This window comes from Lactobacillus sp. ESL0260 (genome assembly GCF_003692935.1).
Classification (GTDB): domain Bacteria; phylum Bacillota; class Bacilli; order Lactobacillales; family Lactobacillaceae; genus Lactobacillus; species Lactobacillus melliventris.
Genome location: NZ_REHO01000003.1, coordinates 23,596 through 44,495, shown reverse-complemented (window position 1 = coordinate 44,495; position 20,900 = coordinate 23,596). Strand labels below are relative to the sequence as shown.

At 36.2% G+C, this 20,900-nt stretch carries 22 protein-coding genes, 2 tRNA genes and 1 pseudogene; 19 read left to right on the top strand and 6 right to left on the bottom strand.

Annotated features, from left to right (window positions below; translation table 11 throughout):
• Positions 1–2: 2 nt before the first annotated feature.
• The 3 genes from F5ESL0260_RS00745 to yycF form a co-directional block, all read right to left on the bottom strand.
• Positions 3–1,337, bottom strand: a complete 1,335-nt coding sequence (locus F5ESL0260_RS00745) for a hypothetical protein (protein ID WP_122025502.1) — start codon at positions 1,335–1,337, stop codon at positions 3–5.
• A complete protein-coding gene (gene walK, locus F5ESL0260_RS00740) occupies positions 1,327–3,180 on the bottom strand; it encodes a cell wall metabolism sensor histidine kinase WalK (RefSeq protein WP_122025501.1) in 1,854 nt (617 codons plus the stop codon). Before walK ends, F5ESL0260_RS00745 begins: the two co-directional genes overlap by 11 nt.
• 61 nt (positions 3,181–3,241) lie before the next feature.
• On the bottom strand, positions 3,242–3,958 hold the full coding sequence (yycF, locus tag F5ESL0260_RS00735) for a response regulator YycF (protein ID WP_046324122.1): 717 nt from the start codon (positions 3,956–3,958) through the stop codon (positions 3,242–3,244).
• A gap of 140 nt (positions 3,959–4,098) precedes the next feature.
• On the opposite strand from yycF, the gene F5ESL0260_RS00730 reads away from it, so the two are divergent.
• From F5ESL0260_RS00730 to F5ESL0260_RS00725, 3 genes are all read left to right on the top strand, one after another.
• Positions 4,099–4,171, top strand: a tRNA-Lys gene (locus F5ESL0260_RS00730).
• A 166-nt stretch (positions 4,172–4,337) separates the two neighbouring features.
• The gene (locus tag F5ESL0260_RS09430; RefSeq protein ID WP_158593799.1) at positions 4,338–4,478 is read left to right on the top strand and encodes a hypothetical protein; all 141 of its coding nucleotides are present in this window, start codon (positions 4,338–4,340) and stop codon (positions 4,476–4,478) included.
• Positions 4,479–4,562: 84 nt separating this feature from the next.
• A tRNA-Lys gene (locus tag F5ESL0260_RS00725) sits at positions 4,563–4,638 on the top strand.
• A 63-nt stretch (positions 4,639–4,701) separates the two neighbouring features.
• Here the strand turns inward: F5ESL0260_RS00725 and F5ESL0260_RS00720 are convergent.
• Complete coding sequence (locus F5ESL0260_RS00720; RefSeq protein WP_122025500.1) at positions 4,702–5,223, bottom strand: zeta toxin family protein; 522 nt, start codon at positions 5,221–5,223, stop codon at positions 4,702–4,704.
• A gap of 139 nt (positions 5,224–5,362) precedes the next feature.
• Here F5ESL0260_RS00720 and F5ESL0260_RS00715 point away from each other — a divergent pair, with 139 nt between their 5' ends.
• The 8 genes from F5ESL0260_RS00715 to F5ESL0260_RS00680 all read left to right on the top strand — a co-directional run bounded on the left by F5ESL0260_RS00715 (position 5,363) and on the right by F5ESL0260_RS00680 (position 12,740).
• On the top strand, positions 5,363–6,238 hold the full coding sequence (locus tag F5ESL0260_RS00715; RefSeq protein ID WP_122025499.1) for an alpha/beta hydrolase: 876 nt from the start codon (positions 5,363–5,365) through the stop codon (positions 6,236–6,238).
• A 90-nt stretch (positions 6,239–6,328) separates the two neighbouring features.
• A complete protein-coding gene (locus F5ESL0260_RS00710) occupies positions 6,329–7,414 on the top strand; it encodes a DUF4097 family beta strand repeat-containing protein (protein WP_158593798.1) in 1,086 nt (361 codons plus the stop codon).
• Positions 7,415–7,969: 555 nt separating this feature from the next.
• Entirely contained in the window at positions 7,970–8,296 is a 327-nt protein-coding gene (locus tag F5ESL0260_RS00705) for a PadR family transcriptional regulator (protein WP_046324117.1), read from the top strand.
• Positions 8,277–8,921 (top strand): DUF1700 domain-containing protein, encoded by a 645-nt coding sequence (locus tag F5ESL0260_RS00700; RefSeq protein WP_122025497.1) that lies wholly within the window; start codon positions 8,277–8,279, stop codon positions 8,919–8,921. The genes F5ESL0260_RS00705 and F5ESL0260_RS00700 overlap by 20 nt, the downstream gene beginning before the upstream one ends.
• Before the next feature lie 2 nt (positions 8,922–8,923).
• A complete protein-coding gene (locus F5ESL0260_RS00695) occupies positions 8,924–9,733 on the top strand; it encodes a DUF4097 family beta strand repeat-containing protein (protein ID WP_122025496.1) in 810 nt (269 codons plus the stop codon).
• An 80-nt stretch (positions 9,734–9,813) separates the two neighbouring features.
• Entirely contained in the window at positions 9,814–10,704 is an 891-nt protein-coding gene (locus F5ESL0260_RS00690; protein ID WP_122025495.1) for a DUF4097 family beta strand repeat-containing protein, read from the top strand.
• Positions 10,705–10,907: 203 nt separating this feature from the next.
• On the top strand, positions 10,908–11,642 hold the full coding sequence (locus tag F5ESL0260_RS00685; protein ID WP_122025494.1) for a DUF4097 family beta strand repeat-containing protein: 735 nt from the start codon (positions 10,908–10,910) through the stop codon (positions 11,640–11,642).
• A 357-nt stretch (positions 11,643–11,999) separates the two neighbouring features.
• Positions 12,000–12,740: a DUF4097 family beta strand repeat-containing protein gene (locus F5ESL0260_RS00680; RefSeq protein WP_122025493.1), complete on the top strand. Its 741-nt coding sequence runs from the start codon at positions 12,000–12,002 to the stop codon at positions 12,738–12,740.
• A gap of 55 nt (positions 12,741–12,795) precedes the next feature.
• Here the strand turns inward: F5ESL0260_RS00680 and F5ESL0260_RS00675 are convergent, their stop codons facing one another.
• Together F5ESL0260_RS00675 and deoC are read right to left on the bottom strand one after the other, a co-directional pair.
• On the bottom strand, positions 12,796–13,515 hold the full coding sequence (locus tag F5ESL0260_RS00675) for a GntR family transcriptional regulator (RefSeq protein WP_122025492.1): 720 nt from the start codon (positions 13,513–13,515) through the stop codon (positions 12,796–12,798).
• 108 nt (positions 13,516–13,623) lie between these two features.
• Complete coding sequence (gene deoC / locus F5ESL0260_RS00670) at positions 13,624–14,331, bottom strand: deoxyribose-phosphate aldolase (protein ID WP_122025491.1); 708 nt, start codon at positions 14,329–14,331, stop codon at positions 13,624–13,626.
• A 161-nt stretch (positions 14,332–14,492) separates the two neighbouring features.
• Here deoC and F5ESL0260_RS00665 point away from each other — a divergent pair, with 161 nt between their 5' ends.
• The 8 genes and pseudogenes from F5ESL0260_RS00665 to F5ESL0260_RS00630 all read left to right on the top strand — a co-directional run bounded on the left by F5ESL0260_RS00665 (position 14,493) and on the right by F5ESL0260_RS00630 (position 20,889).
• Positions 14,493–14,906 carry a PTS sugar transporter subunit IIA gene (locus F5ESL0260_RS00665; protein ID WP_158593797.1) on the top strand — a complete coding sequence of 138 codons (414 nt, stop codon included), beginning with the start codon at positions 14,493–14,495 and terminating at the stop codon, positions 14,904–14,906.
• Between the two features lie 23 nt (positions 14,907–14,929).
• Positions 14,930–15,424, top strand: a complete 495-nt coding sequence (locus tag F5ESL0260_RS00660; RefSeq protein ID WP_110445413.1) for a PTS sugar transporter subunit IIB — start codon at positions 14,930–14,932, stop codon at positions 15,422–15,424.
• Positions 15,425–15,442: 18 nt separating this feature from the next.
• Positions 15,443–16,288: a PTS sugar transporter subunit IIC gene (locus F5ESL0260_RS00655; protein ID WP_122025489.1), complete on the top strand. Its 846-nt coding sequence runs from the start codon at positions 15,443–15,445 to the stop codon at positions 16,286–16,288.
• Between the two features lie 15 nt (positions 16,289–16,303).
• A pseudogene (locus F5ESL0260_RS00650) lies at positions 16,304–17,139 on the top strand (PTS system mannose/fructose/sorbose family transporter subunit IID).
• Positions 17,140–17,422: 283 nt separating this feature from the next.
• Positions 17,423–18,187 carry a 1-acyl-sn-glycerol-3-phosphate acyltransferase gene (locus F5ESL0260_RS00645; protein WP_122025488.1) on the top strand — a complete coding sequence of 255 codons (765 nt, stop codon included), beginning with the start codon at positions 17,423–17,425 and terminating at the stop codon, positions 18,185–18,187.
• A 10-nt stretch (positions 18,188–18,197) separates the two neighbouring features.
• Positions 18,198–19,037: a glycosyltransferase gene (locus F5ESL0260_RS00640; protein ID WP_046324106.1), complete on the top strand. Its 840-nt coding sequence runs from the start codon at positions 18,198–18,200 to the stop codon at positions 19,035–19,037.
• 20 nt (positions 19,038–19,057) lie between these two features.
• Positions 19,058–20,005 (top strand): glycosyltransferase family 8 protein, encoded by a 948-nt coding sequence (locus F5ESL0260_RS00635; protein ID WP_122025487.1) that lies wholly within the window; start codon positions 19,058–19,060, stop codon positions 20,003–20,005.
• Positions 20,002–20,889 (top strand): lysophospholipid acyltransferase family protein, encoded by an 888-nt coding sequence (locus F5ESL0260_RS00630; RefSeq protein ID WP_122025486.1) that lies wholly within the window; start codon positions 20,002–20,004, stop codon positions 20,887–20,889. The genes F5ESL0260_RS00635 and F5ESL0260_RS00630 overlap by 4 nt, the downstream gene beginning before the upstream one ends.
• Positions 20,890–20,900: the final 11 nt, after the last annotated feature.

Below are 20,900 nucleotides of genomic sequence, written 5' to 3'. Positions count from 1 at the left end.
TTTTATTTCCCTTCTTCCATTATTGCCTGTTTATATTTATTTAAACTCAGAAAATCAACTTTTTCCCATTCAGCTAAACTCTTCCATTGATTATAAGCTTTCACATAATAACCTGGTACTAGATTAACCAAGTGGTCATGTGAATTATCCTTTTCCACACCAAAAGCCACTATTATGCGTTGAATTTCTTCTTTTCTCATGCCGGCATTAACTAATCTTTGCATTACCGTTATACTTGATGGCAGGGTTTTTGTTTGTCCATCAAAAGGTATCGGAATTTGTAAATCCGTATTGTTAAAGTCAACTTTAACTGCATCTCCAGTAAATGATGTCATCACTTGAGGACTGCTGTTATCCCAAAAGACGGGTATCCCTTCAACATAATTAGCATAGCTAATGGAATCATCCGTTGTATCAAAATAACGTAAATCTTGTTCACTCAAGCCAAGCTTATGAACAAAACTGACACTTTCCAGCAGTTGATCGTTCAGCGTTTTGTCTTTGCGCTTTTCATAACGAGTATAGTGAAAATCATGCCGGTCGGTTTTAGCCTTTGGCACTCTTAAGTTAGTATAGTAGTTAAGCGAATACGTAACCCAGCCTTTTTTATTAGAGCGTGTAGTTACATTTGTCGTACCGAGAAGGCGAGAAACAAAGTAAGAATCGGTTTGTGTATTTGTCAGATAGCTGTATATGCGCCAGTGGTCTTGTCTGGTAAAAAATACCTCATAGCAATTTTTGAGACGCACAAACTCAACGGGGATCTTGCCTCGAGCGTTACTGGCATAACTACGCAGCTTATTAAAGTCACCCTTAATTAAATTAATGCGGTAAATGGTATAAGTCTTATCATTACCTAAATAAAGGAAATCATTACTATTTGTGATGAAGATACGACGAAACTTAGGATCGCCTTTTTTAACGTTTTTCTTAGTGAACAAATTAATGCTGACTTCTTTTGGAAAGCTTAACTGGACACACTCCGAATTATGCAACATTTCCTCATATTGTTTTTTATCCGTGCTAATTTTCTTAATATTATGGTATTTTACCCCTTTTATTTCTTTGACAAATTCCAGAGGTAAATTCTTTTTAGCATCATACAAGCGGTACAACTGACCATTTTTAAAGCCATAAGAATTAGTAGGAATATAAAGATTGGAAACAATCCGATCGCGGTGGCTTCGTGTTTGTTCTGCAACCCTACTGGTTTGACTAATACGATTGAAATACTGGTCATTAGTCATAATGAATATCCAGAGTACAATTGACAGACCAAAAACCGCCAAAGTTCCTATTAAAAGCAACGCGTCGCCAAGCTTAAATTTAGACTTCATCCCAATCATCCCCTTCACTCATTGGCTCATATGGCAGAGAAATATAAAAAGTAGAGCCCTTTCCTTCACTGCTGTTGGCCCAAATATGACCGTGATGTTCTTCCACTATTTCTTTAGCAATCGCCAAGCCTAATCCTGTACCACCCTGAGCCCGTGAGCGAGCTTTATCAACGCGGTAAAAGCGATCAAAAATTTTAGTTAAATCTTCTCGCGGTATACCCAAGCCCTGATCGGCAATACTCAAAACAATGCGTTTTTGCTCTGAGTGCAGTTTTACTGTGATCACGCCACCATCAGGCGAATATTTAATGGCATTGTTCATAATGTTATCAATTACCTGCGCAAACTTGTCAGTATCGATTTCTACCCATAACGCCTGCGTACCCAACTCACGAGTAATGGTGTACTTTTTATTTTCTTTTTTATCCGTTTTAACAATCATGTCGAAGCGATCCAAGATATGAGCTACAAAATCATTAAAGTTAGCCCACTCTAAATCAACTTTGGAAACTCCCCTGTCCATTCTTGACAGGCTGAGAAGTTCACTGATCATTCTAATCATGCGCTCAGTTTCTTCTTGTGTTACCTGCAAAAATTTGGGGGCAACATTGGGATCTTTCCATGCTCCTTCATTTAACGTCTCAATATATGCGTGTAAACTAGTAAGTGGCGTACGTAATTCATGGGAAACATTAGAAACGAACTGTTTTTGTGAATTTTCATTCTTTTGTTGTTCAGTAATATCATGCAAAACACAGACACTACCAGATACAAAGCCCGTAACTCTTTTAATAAGAGAAAAGCTGGCATGTAGAATGACTTCATCCCTTGTTCCCTTACTCAAAGTAATTGCTATGCCTTTCTGATTGCCAATTAAATCTTGTGAGGACTCTTTTAAACCTAAAACTGTAGCGATGGGCTGATTAATGATTTCATCTTCCGTTTGGTTTAAAAAATTGAGCGCCATTTGGTTGACAACATTAACATTGCCGTGCCTGTCAGTAGCAAGAACGCCATCACTCATATGAGACAGTACGCTGTCCAGCCTACGCTGTTCACTTTCAGATTCTTCTTGAGAGCGCTCAATTCTAACAGACAAGGTATTAAAAGCCTGACCTAACTGCCCTAATTCATCGTTGGAATAGATTTTTACCTGACTTGAATAATCACCATCAGCAATATTAAGTGCCTGGCTTTGCATTTCCTCAATGGGCTTAGTAATCGCATGGGAGACTACTAAAGATAAGATTGCCCCCATTACTGCGGCAATCATAGAAGTGACCAAAAACATCAGTGAAATATTGCGCAGGTCATTAAAAACCCCCTGCATTGACGCTCGGACATAAATGGCACCAACAGTGTTGGCGGAGCCGTTACCAGCGTTCAAAGGGGTAACTTGCACCATATAGTCTCCGTTTTCATTGACAACTTTAGTTGCCTGTCTGCCAGTTGAAGTTACCTGCTTAACCAAAGTATTATTGACACGCTGACCAATCCGGTTTTTATCATTTAGGTTTGAAACTGCACGAATGATATCCTTATTGTCTACCACAATAATTTCACTAATCGTACCAATACCATTGCTGTAGTCATTGACAATTCTGTTTAAATTACTGTCAGTATGCTTATTGTCTTTTAGTAATTGCGTTGACAACTGGTTAGAAACTATTGGCAAAACTTGAATGGATGATTGAAAATTTTCAATACTGTTTTGTTCCAATTGACGTGTAAAATAGGCACCAATAACTTCAATGGTAGCGATGATCATCGCCATGAACACAATAGCTAAAGTAGTATTTATCGAAATGGTTAAATGTTTAAACTTATTCTTGAATTTTTTCATAGTTTTACAAAATTAAATAAAAAGAAAGCCGCGCTTGCTAAATACTGCGGGGCTTTCTTTGTTAGTCTTCATTAGGCTGTTTAACGTAATAGCCAACACCGCGACGAGTTACTAAAATCTGCGGCTGAATTGGATTATCTTCAATTTTTTCACGTAAACGGTGCACAGTAACATCAACTGTCCGGACATCACCGAAGTAGTCATAACCCCAAACAGTCTGTAAAAGATGTTCTCTGGTCATCACCTGATCCATATGCTGGGCTAAATAATAGAGCAACTCAAATTCACGGTGAGTCAGCTCGATCTTTTTGCCTTCTTTTTCAACAATATAGGCATCTGGCATAATTACCAAATTGCCAATAGTAATATTTTTCGTTGAACTATCATCGCCAGCACTTTCATCTTTTTTAACAATATTACGCCGACGCAAATTAGCCTTCACCCGTGCCACTAGTTCACGGTTAGAAAAAGGCTTAGTCACATAATCATCTGCACCCATTTCCAGACCCAAAACTTTATCAATTTCAGTATCTTTAGCCGTAACCATAATTATGGGCATATCGTGTGTTTGTCTTACTTCACGAGCTACATCCAAACCATCTTTTTTGGGTAACATCAAGTCTAAAATCATTAAGTCAGGATTGTACTCGTCAACTTTTTTGATGGCTTCTTCACCATCATATGCAGTGTCAACGTCAAAACCCTCTTTTGTCAAATTAAATTTAATAATATCAGAAATCGGTTTTTCATCATCAACAACGAGAATTTTCTTTGACATCGAAAAGCCCCCTTTTGTTACCATTATACTGGTTTTTAGTTTATTAGCCAAAAAAGTCATCAAAATTTAATAAAAAAACTTGCATTTCACTGAAAATAATAGCATAATAGTCTCCGTTGGTTATTTGTAATAACGCTTATGGGTGGCTAGCTCAGCTGGCAGAGCAACGGACTCTTAATCCGTGGGTCCAGGGTTCGAACCCCTGGCCACCCATTGATTATTAAAGGAAGCGATCACTTAGTTGCTTCTTTTTTTTGTTTGTCAAAAATGATATTAAATCTAAATATAAAGCCTATTTAATTTCTTGTTTACTATATGGTATAATAATTGTTTGTCAATTCGTGTTGATTTACTTTTGATTTACTTTTGAGGAAATTTTATGAACTTAGAAAATAAAAAAGTAATTGATAGAGTTGGAAATGGTAAAGCTACTAAGTATCAACTCAAAGAATCACAAGAAATGGGTATTTTCAAAAATAAGCTATATTTACGACAGTTAGAGGATAAACTTAATAAGTAGAATTCTTCATACTTTTTTACACAAAAGCCTTGTCAAAAAGCAAATTAATTGTTATCATAATTAACTGTCAACAGAAATGATAACGGGTGGCTAGCTCAGTTGGCAGAGCAACGGACTCTTAATCCGTGGGTCCAGGGTTCGAGCCCCTGGCCACCCACCATAATAAAAATAGCACTGCAAGTAGTCGGTGCTTTTTTTATTGCCTTTTTTAATTAATTAAATTTTAGGTGACGTTCCGGTCACCTTTTTTCATTTTATAATCTACAATATCTGTCAAAATTGCCTCTGCCGATTCCTTGATCGAGCCTTCTGCCAGTTTACGCTCATTTCCGCCAAGTGTATCCTCTTCAAGCCACCATTTTTGAAGAGTTGCGAGTGGAAAAGGACTGCTCTTTTTATCATTGTTTTTTACTGTTTGTGCAAAAGAAATATCTAAATAATAAACAAAAGCTCCTGCACCGAATTCATGAATTATTTTAGTTAGAATTGGGCCATAAATCTTTTTAGGCAATATCCCTTCTAATATAATTATGGGATAATACTGCCGGCCCCACATTACCAGTGAGTCTATTAGACTGGCAGTTGGTGCTGCTACTTTTTCCTTAACATGTAAAAGATCAAGGCGCAATACATCTTCATGCAAAAGTAAACATCTTTGGTAGCCAAACTGTTTTTGCAAATAATTAGCTAAAACGGTTTTACCACTGCCTGAGTTTCCTCTGATTAAAATAAAAATTGGTGCCATGAAATAAATTTCCTTTCAATGTAAGAACATCTAGAGCTAGCGTTGCTATTTAAGCTATATTATTATCACTTTGCCATTTTAATATTAGAATAATACACGTAAGATATAATTAATAATCAATTATAAAAAAGGTAATATTATGAAGAAAAAGTGGTTAATCGGATTAGGCAGTATTCTAGGTGTGCTGCTGCTTATAACCATGTTATGCCATACTTTTAAAAAGACAAGCCCTCAGCCGGATGAAGAAGTCAGCTCCACATACAAGAAAAAAACTCCTTTTGCAGCAGTGCCTACCATCTATTTGCATGGCTATGGTGCGGGAGCACGATCTACTGCGGGCATGATTGCATATGCTCAGCAGCATAATGGTGCTCATAAAGTCTTAACAGCCAGAATTTCTGCTAGCGGCAAAGTTGATTTACGAGGAAGTTGGCCCCGCGCTACTAAACGACCACTTATTCAAGTGATTTTACAGGACAATAAAAACAGTAATTATTATACTACCCGCGAGTGGTTTTATAATTTGATTTTACTTTTAAAACAAAAATATCATATTAAATACTATAATACCGTTGCTCATTCCATGGGAAACATTATGACACTTGCCTACCAGCTAAAATATGGTAAAGATAGTAACTTACCGCGATTAAAAAAGCAAGTTAATCTTGGTGCACCCTTTAATGGCATCATTGGCATAGATGAGGAACCTAACCATAATTACCTACTCAAAAATGGGCGGCCAAAGTACATGACTCAATCCTACAAATACTTTTTAAAGCACCGTCATAGTTTTCCCAATAATGTTTCTATATTAAATATTTTTGGTAATAAAGAAGACGGTACTAATTCAGATGATGATGTCAGCTGTGTTTCAGCGCAATCTTTACGTTACCTGCTAAGAGGCAAAGGCAAGTATCATGAAATCGAAATTAAGGGCGCAAATGGTCAACACAGTAAATTACATGAAAATTACAAAGTTGATCAGATCATTGGGAATTTTTTGTGGTCTAAATAATTTTTTATTTTTAAGTAATTTTAATATTATTTTCATAATTTTAGCGTATAATAAAAGAAAAAGTATATCTTTAGTAACAGGAGAAAAATGATGAATCCACTATTTGAAAATTTCATCTCAAAATTAGCTCTTAATTTATCAACTTTGTCCACAGCTGAGCAAAAATACACATTAGATTTTTACCGTGATTTTCTACTTGATGGTGACTTTCAAACAAAAGAAGAAATTAACAGAGAATTAGGAACTCCAGACAGTTTGGCCCAACAAATTAAACATGATTATGTTAGGTTTTTAATAGCAGCCACATCTTCTGCTAATGCTCCGCATGCCAGTGATAATTATTTTAACGGCTTGCGTGTTAAAAAATATCCGCGCAAGGAGCGTACTATTGCTCCTGGAGGCTTTAGTGAAGTAAAACTGGAAGTGTTGGACACTGATGTAGTGATTCGTCAAGGTCAGCAATTTCAAGTATTAGTGGCAGATTATAGTAGTCGGCCAATACAAATAGATTTAGTTAAGCAGACATTAGTAGTTAAAGAGTTTCCCACTGAACAAAAAACTCATGTGCTTATGTTCAACAGACTTACCAATGCCAGTCGCGTAGAAATTACCGTTCCTAATGTAGATTCGCTAACTGAAATTAGTGGACATAACCGCGATGGTGACGTTATGTTACAAAATCTCAGTCTTAATAATATTGTACTTGACTTGCATGATGGAGATTTATACTTAAATAACGTTCAAGTCTCAGACCAACTAACCTTTTCTGGCAGAGACTCTGACTTCTTTGTCACCCAGTCAAAAATTGCTCAGTTAGCAAGCAGAGTTCATGACGGAGATGTCAGTTTTAAACGCAGTATTCTTAAGCAAATTGTCGTCAAAACAGGTGATGGCGATGTAGAAATTAACCAATGTCACGCTAACCTCAACCTAGAAGCAAAAGACGGGGATATTAAGATTGAGCGCAGTCAGCTTACTAACCAAAACATTGTTAAAACTGCAGACGGTGATTTGAGGTTAAGCCATCTTGCTCACGAGATCAGCGTACAATTAAAAACAAGTAATGGGGACATCATTTATCACCATTCCAATATTGGCAACAGCTTTAATAGTCAAAACACACAAAGTGATTCCTTAACAGCAATTTCAAGAGATGGAGATATCATCATCAGTTAGAAATACATCTGTTAAAAAGATATTGTCTAATCAATTTACCATCACATATATTTTTGTATTGCGCTTATTAACAAAAGTTAACGTGTTTCTCCACTATATGTGGGGTAACCACTTTGATCATTAATTTAGATTCTAGCCAGTATTATTGCTAGCAAAAAGCCTGATAACTTTGTGCTTATCAGGTTTTTTCTATTTTATTCAAGCTATAAAGCTTCCTCTAAAAAGCTGCACTACTACAACATTTTAAAATCGAATAGCCTCATCCGCTTTAGCTATTAAGTCATCATCATATGTGTGGGTTACATATAATAATGTAACAGGTAAACTTAAAAGCTTACCACATGGATAAGTCATCAACAGGATAAATTATAGAGCCAAATTAATAACCGCCAACGTATGCCAACACAGAGACGGTTATTTTTTGTCCTAACTTTTTAAGAAAGGTCAATTGTTCATTTTTCGGTCTATTTATAAAAAGTTACGGTTTAGTACTTGCTAATTTCTGCGGCCTAAATTAAAATATTATATAACATATAATATTAGGGGAGGCAAAGCATGGCAATCCAAATACCAACTCGTTTGCTAGATGGTGCGGTTTTAGCTTTTCTAAAACAAGATGATCTGTATGGCTACGCTTTGACGCAAAATGTGCAAAAGATTTTCTCTATCTCCGAGTCAACTATTTACCCTGTTTTACGAAGACTAAAAAAGGATAACTGCTTAACAACTTACGATGAGCCTTATCAGGGGCGAAACCGGCGCTACTACCATATTACTGCTGAAGGAATAACGATGCTAAACTCAATTCAAGATGAATGGCTAGATTTTAGTGCAAAAGTTAATCAAGTATTAGGAGGACAAAATGACCAAAGTAATTGCTGATTATATTGCCGAACTTGAACAAACCTTAGTCGATTTACCTGCAAAAGACCGCGAAGATGTCGTTGAATTTTACCGTGAATTTTTATTAGATGGCGACTTCGTCAGACGTTCTACAATTGAGGCGGAATTAGGAACTCCTAAACAGCTGGCAATCAATATTTTAGCTGATTATTCAACTAAAGATGATTCAGCACCTGCCAAAACAGAAACTCCTAAGTCAAACTTAAAGGCCAGCTGGTATATATTATTGGGCATTTGTGCTGCTCCGATCGGGATACCGCTTATTTTGGTAATTTTATTCGTAATTTTCTTTTTACTGGCAATTTTCTTTGGCTTACTTTTTGCTTTAATAAGATTTTTGTTTAACTTTTTTGTTGGTGGCGGTTTAAACTTTCTGAAGTCGCTATCTCTCCTATTCACCAGTAATTGGCCAACAGGCTACGTCTACCTAGGTAAATCGTTAATTTGTATCGGCGTCATCCTACTGTTAATGCCGTTTATTATCAAACTGGGCAAAATTTTGATTGCCAAGTGTACCCAAATTATTAGAAACTTAGGTAAAAACCTGCTTAAGAAAAATTACTTTCAGACGAGCTCTGAAAAGAATACCAATGAGGATAAATAAAAATGAAAAAGTTTTATAAAATCTGTGGACTAATCTTTGGACTGATACTGCTTATTGGTCTCATTCTACTAGTCGTATTCAGATTAAATGATAACCCGTCACATGATTATAATGGTAAACGCACTCATTATAATGAAAGCAAGACTTTTTACGTAAAAAAGTTCGACAGTATTAAGTTAGCCTGTTACAGACCCGATATCCGAATTTCACTTAAGGATATTAACAAGTTCAAAGTAGTAGTTAGAGGTGGTCACGGAGCAGACATCAAAAAAATAAAAACTAATGTCGCTAACAATCAGCTCACTATTTCGGATCAGCCAGAACATCATTATAACGATGGTTATTATGCAGTCGACATTTATATTCCTGCTAAAAACGCAGTGAAAAAGATAACTGGTTTTTGTGCAGAAGGCGATTTTTATATCAACAGTTTAAATGTTCCCCACATCAATTTGACAATAGAAGATGGCGACGTTTTGCTTAATAAGCTTACTGCAAAAAACCTTGACCTAAATTCAAATGACGGTGACCTCAAAGTAAATCAATCGACTTTTTCACGTAGTTCACTAAAACTAAATGATGGCGATGTTAAAATTAGCGACTCTCAAATACTAAATAACAGCTCAGTTATATTGAATGACGGCGACTTTTTAATGTCAAACGCCCCTAAAATCAACTATGTATTGACAAACCATTCGGATGATAAAATCATGTTTAAAGGTTCTTACCATTCCAACCATTTTGCAAAAAAAGTTAAAAATAAACCCGTACTAAAAGTTACCAGTATGGATGGCGATATTCTAATTAATTAGTGGGCAAGTAATTTACATAGATGCTTTCTTGGTAAGTAGCACCTATTCAAAAAAACGTAGCCCAAACAAGGAGGAGAGCAATGAAAAAGTTTTACCAAATTAGCGGGCTGATCGTCATTATTGGCATAATTTTATTTATTTTTGGCCATGCCAAAGGCGGCAATGAAGATATCAATAACATTCATTCGGGCCAGACAACTAATATTGGCAATTTTTTTAATCATAATCAAAGAAGTAGAAAATCCCACCACGTAGTAGCCAAAAAACGTACTTTTAATGTAGGCAAATTTTCTAAGATTAATATTGACGCCGAAGAGCCCAATATCCAAATCACTAAAGGAAACGACTTTCAAGTTACTATCAGCGGTCCTAATATCAAAAAGATTAGTGCTAAAGTTGAAGACGACCAGCTGACCATTTCTGACAATAATGCTTATGAGGACGGGACATATCAGGTAAATGTTACCGTTCCGGCAGATGACTCTATCACAGAAATATCAGGATCATGTTCTGAAGGTAATATTCATTTAACTAACTTAACTGTTTCTGACCTCAACTTACAGCTTGAAGATGGTAATGTCAGTGCTGAAAACGTGAAAGCTCGCAAAGCCAATTTTGACCTGGTCGACGGTGATTTAAAAGTTAATAATTCAATTTTAACGAATAGTACTTTAAACTTTAATGAAGGTGATTTAACTATTACGAATAGTCAATTTAAAATTAAGGCAACTTTGGGTGATGGTGACGTCAGAGTCAATGATTCCAAATTATTGGCTGACAGCTCCTTTAATTTAAGTGAAGGAGATTTCCAAATGAGCAGACCGCCTAAGATCAGTTACCAGTTGACAACTTCTTCAGAGGATGAACTTATATTGCATGGTAATAACTATCACAAACATTTTGCTAAAAAATTAAAGAGTGGGCCTCTACTCAAAGTTTCTTGTGGTGACGGTGACATTCTCATAAATTAACTTCTATACATCTTGCAGCTGATTAAGCTCATAAAGCAAAAGACTTGGATTAATTTTTAAAATTAATCCAAGTCTCTTTAATTGGTTATTTTAGTTGACTAAATCTAATACTTTATTTTTTATTGCTTCACTTAAACTAGCATGATATTATAAGATAAAGCAAAAATTAAATTAGTGTTAAAAAGATAAGGGACAGATTAATCATGAAAATACATATTGGTGGAGACTTTGATCAAGAATTTGAAACTCATGATGAAAAAGTAGAATCACAAGAAATTGATTTAGAAAATTTTAGCAACATAGATGTTGAAATAGCCGCCTCTGGTGTTTCTGTTCAAGTAGGCTCTGATTTTCATATATCAACTTATGACATTAATCCTGATCGGATAAAAATTCGTGTGGTAGAGCAAACCCTTTTTATTCGTGCACGAAAGTCTCATTTTAACAAAAAAGTTTATATTCGCAAAATTAAACCTAAAATAACTATTACCATACCTCAAGCTGCAGAGCTCAATGAAGTCCAGATAATTGACTTTGCTGGCAACATTGACCTAGCTGGATTTAATATGCAGAAACTTGATGTCAGAGCAAATGCTGGTTCCTTAAAATTACAGGACATCACGATCCAAAATAAAGCCGAAATGGTGCTAGACGCTGGTAGTTTATACATCAATCACTGTAAGATGAATTCTAATGCAAATCTAGCTGCCGGAACTATCAGGGTCACAAGCTTGCAAGGGAAAAACCACTTTAATCTAGCCGCTGGTTCATTAAAAATGATAGATGATGAAGAGCATAAGACAGATTACGATTTATTTGCCACTTTAGGATCGATCTACTTTCATGGTAATAGAATGGGCAAGCATTTTTACAAGCATGAAGGCAGTGCCAACCAATTAACTGCTATCAGTTCGGTGGGCTCAATCAAAATTCAATAAATGAGTAGACCATTTAAGGCCAGTTACCAGTTGGCAATTTCTTCTGAGGATGAACTTGTATTCACGGTAATAACCTATCACAAACATTTTACTAAAAATTAAGAGGGGTGCGTCGCTACTCAAAGTTTCCTGTGGTGACGGAGGCATTCTCAGAAATTAACTTCTATACTATCTGCAGCTAATTACCAGCATAAAGCAAAAAGATTTGGATTGATTTTTAAAATTAATTCAAATCTTTTTAACTGTCTAGATCAAAGTAATAAATACAAAGTTTAATTTTTTATTGCCTAGCTTAAACTAGCATGATATCATAAGGAAAAATTAAATTAGTGTTAAAAGATAAGAGATAGCTTAATTATGAAAATGTATATTGACGGAGACTTTGATCAAGAATTTGAAGATGAAAAAGTAGAATCACAAGAAATTGATTTGGAAAATTTTAGCAACATAGATGCAAAAACATATGTTGCTAATGTTACTGTTCGAGTGGGCGCTGATTTTCATATATCAACTCATGACATTAATCCTGAGCGCATGAAAATTAGTGTGGCAGAACAAACTCTTTTTATTCGTGAGCAAAAGCCTAATTATCCTCATAATCATCAGAAAAAAATTTATATTTGCAAAGCCGAATATAAAATGACAATTACGGTTCCCCAGACTGCCGTGCTCAATGAGATACGAATAAACGACTTTTCCGGTAGACTTAATTTGAGTGGCCTGAATATGCAGAAACTTGATGTCAGAGCAAATGCTGGTTCCTTAAAATTACAGGACGTCACGATTCAAAATGATACTAAAATACGTTTAGATGCGGGTAATTTAGATATCTACCAGTGTAAGATGAATTCTAATGCAAATCTAGCTGCTGGATCTGTCAAGATCAAAGGTTTACAAGGAAAAAACCACTTTCAACTGGCTGCCGGATCACTAAAAACTTTAGACGACAGAGATAATCAGACTGATTATGATTTATCTACTACTCTTGGCTCAATCTACTTTCACGGCAGTAGAATGGGCAAGCACTTTTACAAGCATGAAGGCAGTGCCAACCAATTAACTGCTATCAGCTCGGTGGGCTCAATCAAAATTCAATAAAAGAAGTCTTACTTTGACCTGCACAGGCAAAGTAAGACTTTTTTAATGTATAAAATTAGCGCTGGACATCAATTATAAACGAGTTAATATCTCCCCGATATTTAGCAATCGAATATTCAATTGGCCGTTCATCCCTTGTCAGTCCTTGAGTGTGAAAGTAGAACACCGGCTTATTTACTGCAATGTTTAATAAGTTGGCGGTAGTTTCGTCAGCTTCTATTACTTCCAACCTCCTAACTACCCGCGTAACTTTTAAATGGTATTTTTCAAGAGTACTATATAAAGATTCCTGGGCAAAATTATAATTAATCAACTCAGGTATCCTCTGTTTAGGCACATAAGTTGTAACTAAAACAATCGGTTGATCATTGGCATAGCGCAGCCGCACTAATTTAAAAACTGGTGCTTTCTCAGGCAGCTGTAAATTTTTGCATACTTCGGGTGTAGCTTTTTCTTCATCAAAATAAAGCAAATTAGTTTTAGGGTAGATACCCTTAGCACTCATTTCTGCACTATAGCTTTCAATCAAATGGGTAAATTCTTGCTCAATCTTAACCTTTTTAACTAATGTCCCTCGCTTACGTTTTCGCTCCAGATAACCTTGATTAACTAACAATGAAATTGCTTGCCGCATTGTTGGCCTGCTTACCTGATATTTACCCGCTAATACAGTTTCCGGTGGAATAATTGTATTTTGCGGGTAAAAACCAGTTTGAATTTTATTCAAAAGATCATTGGCAATTACTTGGTATTTAGGGGGTTCTTTTTCTGCCAATTTATTCCATCACTTTCACATTATTAATTATGTCATTATAAAAATAATATACCATGCAAAAAGCCAGTGTAAAGAGTTAGCTTTTACTTTTTTACACTGACTTTTTATTTAAATTTCAATTGCGTTGATACCATCTTTTTCAAATCGTTGTTTAAGAGTTTCAATAATCTTTACACCTGAACTGGTACCTATACGTTCGGCCCCAGCTGCAATCATTGCCAAGAAATCATCAGTATTACGGATGCCCCCTGCTGCTTTGACTTTGACATCTGGGCCAACATTTTCTTTCATTAGCTTAACATCTTCTACTTTTGCGCCAGCGGTGCCAAAGCCAGTGGAAGTCTTGACAAAATCTGGTTTAACCTTTTTAGCAATTAAGGCCAGCTGCTTAATTTCAGCCTTAGTCAAGTAGCAGGTCTCAAAAATGACCTTACATGGTACATGATGGTCACGGCAAAGTTTAACCATTTGTGCCATTTCATCTTCGATATAAGACCAATTATGAGCTCGCACTTGCGTTAAATTAACAACATAATCGATTTCATTAGCACCATTTTGTAATGCATCTTTAGTTTCTGCCAATTTACAAGTTATTGTAGTTTGGCCCAAAGGAAAACTGATCGCAGCCCCAGTATCAATATCCGTCCCCTTTAGTTGCTGGGCACAAAATTCAGATTGGACTTCATTAATTGCTACCATCTTAAAATGATATTTTTTAGCTTCATCGCAAAGCTTTTTCATGTCTTCTTCGGTTGCATCCGCATGTAAGTTAGTATGATCAATTAGTCGCGCAAAATCATCTATTGTATACTTCATTGTTATTCTCCTTTTTGTATTTACATAAATTGATTTTACCCATAGAAAGTGATAATGTCAACCGCTTACTTTTTAATATAAAAATAGTGTTTGAATTATATAAAGCGATTACATATAATTGTGTTGTAAATTAATATGTATTTACAAAAGGGGTGATTTTAGTGAAAATATTATTAACTTCACATGGACATTTAGCACAAGGTATCGCTTCCGGCTTTGAATTTATTGCCGGCAAATCGGACCAGATCATGACACTTGAATTAGATGAAAAAGGAATTGGTTCATATCGTGACCGTCTACAAAAGCTGCTTGACAGTGAAACAGAACCAATCTTAATTCTGGCTGACTTAAAAGGTGGAACTCCATACAATGAGTCCTTTAAGTACTATTTGTCTCATACAGAAAGAATACGAGTGGTCAGCGGACTGAATCTACCAATGCTTTTAGAACTTGTTCCTCAGTTATCTGACAATACAACGCTTGATGAAGCCGTACAGACAGTTCTACAGGCAGGAACCAATGGTATCGAAGTTGCTCAAGACCAGCAAGATGATGATGACGATATTGAATTTTAAAAAATAAGAAAGGTGTATTAATAATGAGTATTTCAGTAGTAAGAATTGATGATCGGGTAATCCACGGCCAAACCATGACCCGCTGGACCAAAGCGCGTCCTGTGGACGGCATTTTAGTTGTCGGTGATAATATTGCCCACGACAAGTTGCGCCGCAAGGTATTAAAAGCTGCTGCTAACGACTTAAAAGTTGGCATTTATACGGTTGCTGAAGCTGGCGAAAAAATCAAAAAGGGGATTGAATCTAAAAAGAAATTTTTCTTAATCAGCGACTCCCCTAAGACTTTTGCCCAAATGGCAGACATGGGCGTTGACTTTGGCAAAGTATTAAATGTTGGCCCGATGAATACCCGTCCTGGAACTAAGGTACTCGGACGGACAGTAGCCATCGATCAAGACGACTATAACGCTTTTGAAGATATTGCCAAGCATGGTATTGATATTCAATTTCAGCTATTACCTGATGATGAAATTAAGCCTTGGTCAACTATGAAAAAGAAATATGATTCTATGTCCTAATTTTTGGAGGCAATAAAAATGAATAATTTATTTTTTCCCGCACTTTTAACAGGAATTTTCTGTTATCTGGGAGCGATTGAAACACCTTGGCTCTTTGGTATGACTGGAGGCTTCTACATTGTTGGTAGACCTTTGGTAGCCGGATTACTAGTCGGTCTTGCCTTTGGTGACATTAAAAATGGTATTTTGTGCGGCTTAGCTGTACAGGCAGTTTTCATCGCTAACCTATCAACTGGAGGTGCTACTAACAGTGAAATTACTTATGCAGCTTATGGTGGAATCGGCTTAGCAATGGCGACTACTAAAAATCCTGCAATCGCTGTTACCTTAGCCATTCTCATTGGTCAGACATTTGGCTTAATCTTCTACAACGGCAGAATGGCTCTTTATTCTTTCTGGAACACTCGTGCTGAAAACGCTGCTCATAATAATGATGATCGCGGTATCATCCTGAACCATCTAGTTTATCCACAAATCACTACCTTCCTTTTACGTGCTGTACCAGTTTTTCTGGCAATTTATTATGGTAAAGGTTTAGTCAATTGGCTAATCGACAGCATTCCCGCTATTGTAACCCACATTATTCAGGTTTTGGGTGGCGTTTTGCCAGCCTTGGGTATTGCAATGTTAATGAGCATAGTAATCAAAAACAAATCACATTTTATTTTCTTCTTTGTCGGCTTTGTTTTACTTGCTTTTGCCAAATTAAGCATGATTGCAATTGTCTTTATTTCCGCTTTAGTCGCATATTTGTATTATATGGCAACTGGTAAAAGCAGTACTCCAACTGCTACCAGCTCTGCAAATAATGCAGAACAAGCGGTTGATAATGATGACGAATATGAAGATGAAGACTTATTTTAACGAGAGGTGTTAAAAATGGCTACAAATGAAAATAATACTGAACCACAAAAGCTACTATCAAAACATGAACTTAATCAAATTTGGTATCGGTGGGGTTTTACACACCTCAGTTCAATGAGCTATGAAAAGCTGCAGGGACATGCCTGGGCATATTCTTACTTACCTTTTGCACGTAAATATTATAAAAATGATCCTGAGAAAAAAAGACGTTTACTTGAACGTCATTCCATGTTTTACAATACTGAACCACAAACAGGTCAAATATTAATGGGATTGTTGCTTCCCTAGAAGAGCAAATCGCTTTGGGTAATGACGTTTCAGAAGAAATGCCAGTTAACATTAAAGCTACTTTAATGGGTCCTTTGGCCGGTATTGGTGATTCAATTATTCAAGGAATTATTGTTCCTATTCTATTATCAATTGCTATGAGTCTAGCCAAGGGCGGCAGTCCTGTCGGACCATTATTTTACATCATTGCCTACGGTATAATTGGCCCTACAATTTCCTATATTGCGTTTCATAGTGGTTATAAACTGGGAGTTGGCGCAATCGACACTATTGTGGGCGAAAATTCCAAAAGAATTACCGATGCTTTTAACATCTTAGGTGTAATGGTCGTGGGCGCATTAGCCGCAAATACCATTGTCTTAAAAACAGTGGCGAAAATTCCTTTAGGTGGCAAATCGCAACCTTTACAAACGGTTCTAGACGGTATTTTCCCTGGACTATTGCCTTTAGCTATGGTTATTTTAGGCTGGTGGCTTGTTTCCAGTAAACAAATGACAGCTACTAAAGTCATTATCATCATGGTAGTAATTATAACTATTGGTTGTTTGATTGGATTATTTTAACCACGTATTTGTAAAGAGCATATCTTATACTTATTTTCAGTTAATTTAGGAGCACATGTTAATTGTGTGCTCTTTTTGTGTACATAAAGTTAATTTAATCTAGAAGTAATTACCTACTTATAATATTTTGGGTAAGTACTTGCTTAACTATTAATAAATTAAGCAAATATGTAAAGTTTGATTGCATAGGTAAAGTTATGATAACTAACCTATACCGCACCCTTTTTAATCTCACAAGATTCATGATAGAATTACTTGATGGCATTATCGAAAGAAGGGTTTCATGGGTAAGCAAAAATACTTTTATCATCATTTAACTGATGATTTGGTAGTTAGCCAGAGCCAGGATTATCACTTGCCAAATAGCTATAATATTTTCCCCCATTCTTTAGGTGGAAAAGTCTGGGCAAAAATTGTACGTCCATTAGGACATTTAATTAGTATAATCTATATTAAGTTGGTTTTAAGGGTAAAGATAGTTGGCAAGGACAAGCTAAAAGCTACCGCAAATCAAGGCTATTTTATCTATGGCAACCATACCCAAGCTTTTGGTGACGTGGTTTTACCGCTTAGCATTATTCCGACCAAAAATTATTATGCTATTGGGGCCCAGTCAAATTGGGGTATCCCTGTGTTAGGCAAACTGGTTTTGCCTTATTTTGGGCTTCCTGTGGGTCAGAACCTACAGCAATCTGGTAAACTAATTAAGGCAGTAGCTACCGTTATTAAGGCTAAAAAAGTAGTTGTCATCTATCCTGAAGCTCACGTTTGGCCCTATTACACTAAAATCAGGCCTTTTCCTGCAACCAGTATGCACTTTCCCGTTACACTTGGCGTGGCCAGTTTTACTATGACTACAACTTATACGAAGCCCAAATGGGGTAAAAGGCCGCGCATAATTGTATATCTCGACGGCCCTTTTTACCCGGATTCACATATTGATAAAAAGCGGGCACAAGAAAAATTGCACCAGGAAATTTATCAAGCAATGCAAAAACGAGCCTTAAAAAGTAATTATGAATATTGTACGTACCAAAAAATAAACTAAGGAGTTCTCAATGAATATTCTTTTTTGCGGTGACCATAACGCCGAAGATGGCATTCTTATCGCTACTCTTTCATTATTGAAAAACAGTGGTGCCCAAGAACTCCATATATACATCCTAACAATGTATACTCAAAGTTATCATAAAAAATTTCAGCCTTTTAGTAAGCAAGCGGCTGATTATCTCAAATCACTCTTAGTAAAGCAAAATCCCCAAAACACTTTAAAATTGATGGACTGTACTGGTTTATTTGTCAGAGAACCTCTCATAGCAAATATGAGTACTCATTTTACTCCCTATGCTATGCTCAGACTTTTTGCGGATGAAATACCGCAGTTGCCAAATAAAATATTATATCTTGATGCTGACGTGATTGTCAGACGCAGCTTAGTCAACTTTTACCAGCAAGATTTAACTGGCACTGAACTTGTTGGTGTCCTTGATTACTGGGGGCGCTTCTTTTTCCACAACTTGCACGAACACAAAGTGTTTGATTACGTTAATTCCGGCGTTTTGCTGCTTAACTTGCCTGAAATCAGGAAAACTAACTTATTTGCCCGCATTCGACATCTTTTACAAACCAGAACAGTTTTAATGCCGGATCAAACTGCGCTTAACCGTTATGCACGAGAAAAGAAAATTGCTCCCAGGCGCTATAATGAACAGTATAAATTGCAGCCAGACACTGTGATCCAGCACTTTACTACCAGTTTTCGCTTTTGGCCCGTCTTTCATACCTTGACGGTTAAGCCATGGGATGTTCAACGTGTACATAAAGTGCTAAAATTGCATGAATATGATGACATTTTGACTAATTATCTTAATGTTAAAAGCAATTTAATAAAAAAATAACGTTTGGAGAAAATAACAACATGACAATTCCAGTTTTTTATGCTATCAGTGATGACTTTACAAAATACGCGGCAGTATCGCTCAATTCTTTGGTTAAAAATGCCGCTATTGATAAAGATTATACAGTTTATTTTTTAAGTCAGGATCTAACTACACAGCATAAACAGGACTTACAAGAAATAAGCACCAGCAATGTTCACGTTAAGTTCTTTAATATTAATGATGAAATAGTTGCCCCTATTCAGAATCGTACCGAAAACTTTTTGCGGGCTGACTTTTTTACTATGTCAATTTTCTACCGCTTGTTTATTCCTGATCTGTTTCCCCAATACGATAAGGCTATTTATATCGACAGCGACACAATCGTTAACGATGATATTGGCAGACTGTATGACACTAAGCTAGGAGATCACCTCTTTGCCGCTTGCACCGACTCTTCAATTCAACATGTGACAAAAATGGTGAAGTATATTAAAGAAGTGCTAGTGCTTGATCCGAAGAAATATATCAACTCCGGAATGCTGGTTTTAAACTGCAAAGCCTTTCGCGCTGAACATTTTATTGATCATTTTATGCATCTGCTTAAAAAATATCATTTTGACTGTATTGCTCCTGATCAAGACTACTTAAATGAAATTGGCGATAAAAGAATTTTACATTTAGATCCCAAATGGGATGCCATGCCAAATGATAATACTGAGCCCTTAGCCAATCCCAGTTTAATTCACTACAATCTATTCTTTAAACCTTGGCATTTTCAAGATGTGCAGTATGAAGAATATTTTTGGAACAGCGCCAAAGAAACTAAGTTTTACAATGATTTATTAGCAGAATTAAATAATTATACTGGTAAACAGCGTGATGAAGACCGGCACAAATTGGATCATATGCTAGCCAAAGAAGACAAAACCATTAATGACCCTCATAACTGGGCTAATGTAAAAAAACAAGGACCTGTTAGTTTATGATTATCGGTGACAATCGTGAACAAGTAATTCAAAATATTAAAAAAGCTGTTGCTAATAGGGATTGGCATGCCAAAGTCGAGGTTGGTGACCCTGTATTATCCCTTAAAGAGAGTAAAGAATTAGTCAACAATTTTTGGCATGAACAAAAAACTGTCAAGGGAAAAATAAATGATCGAATTGGTCACTTGCTTTTTGATACTTTGATGCATATCTTGACATCATCGACCACATTTACCGGACTTGAAAACCTGGCTGATTTGCCTCAAGGCGGAGCAATTATTACGGCCAATCATTTTAATCAAATTGATTCTCTGCCAATTAAACATTTAGCTAATAAAGCTCATCATTCATTGAAAATTGCTATTGAAGATACTAATTTGAAATTACCGGGAATCTTATGCTATTTAATGAACTATGTGGGCACTATTCCCTTAATAGAAACTCCCAGCTATGTCGGTAACGAGTTTCCTCGTCACCTGCATGATGCTTTAGAGCAAAACAACTGGGTTTTAATTTATCCTGAACAGGAAATGTGGTGGAATTACCGCAAACCCCGTGAATTAAAACGGGGCGCATACTATTTTGCTGCTAAGCAAAATGTCCCCGTTATTTCAACTTTTATTGAAATTCAGACAATCGATAAACTAGAAAAAGATCATCCTAATTTTTATCAAACAAAATATGTAGTCCACGTTTTACCACCAATTTTTCCGGATGTTAAGCTCAGTGCCAATGAAAATTCCAAGAAGATGATGGTATGTGATTATCAGCAAAAAGTTGCAGCTTATGAAAAGGCTTACCAGCGTAAGTTGGATCTGACTTTTACCCCCTGGGATATTGCCGGCTGGCGTTTCAACTATCAAAAAAATCAAAATAAAAGTTAGACTTGTGATTT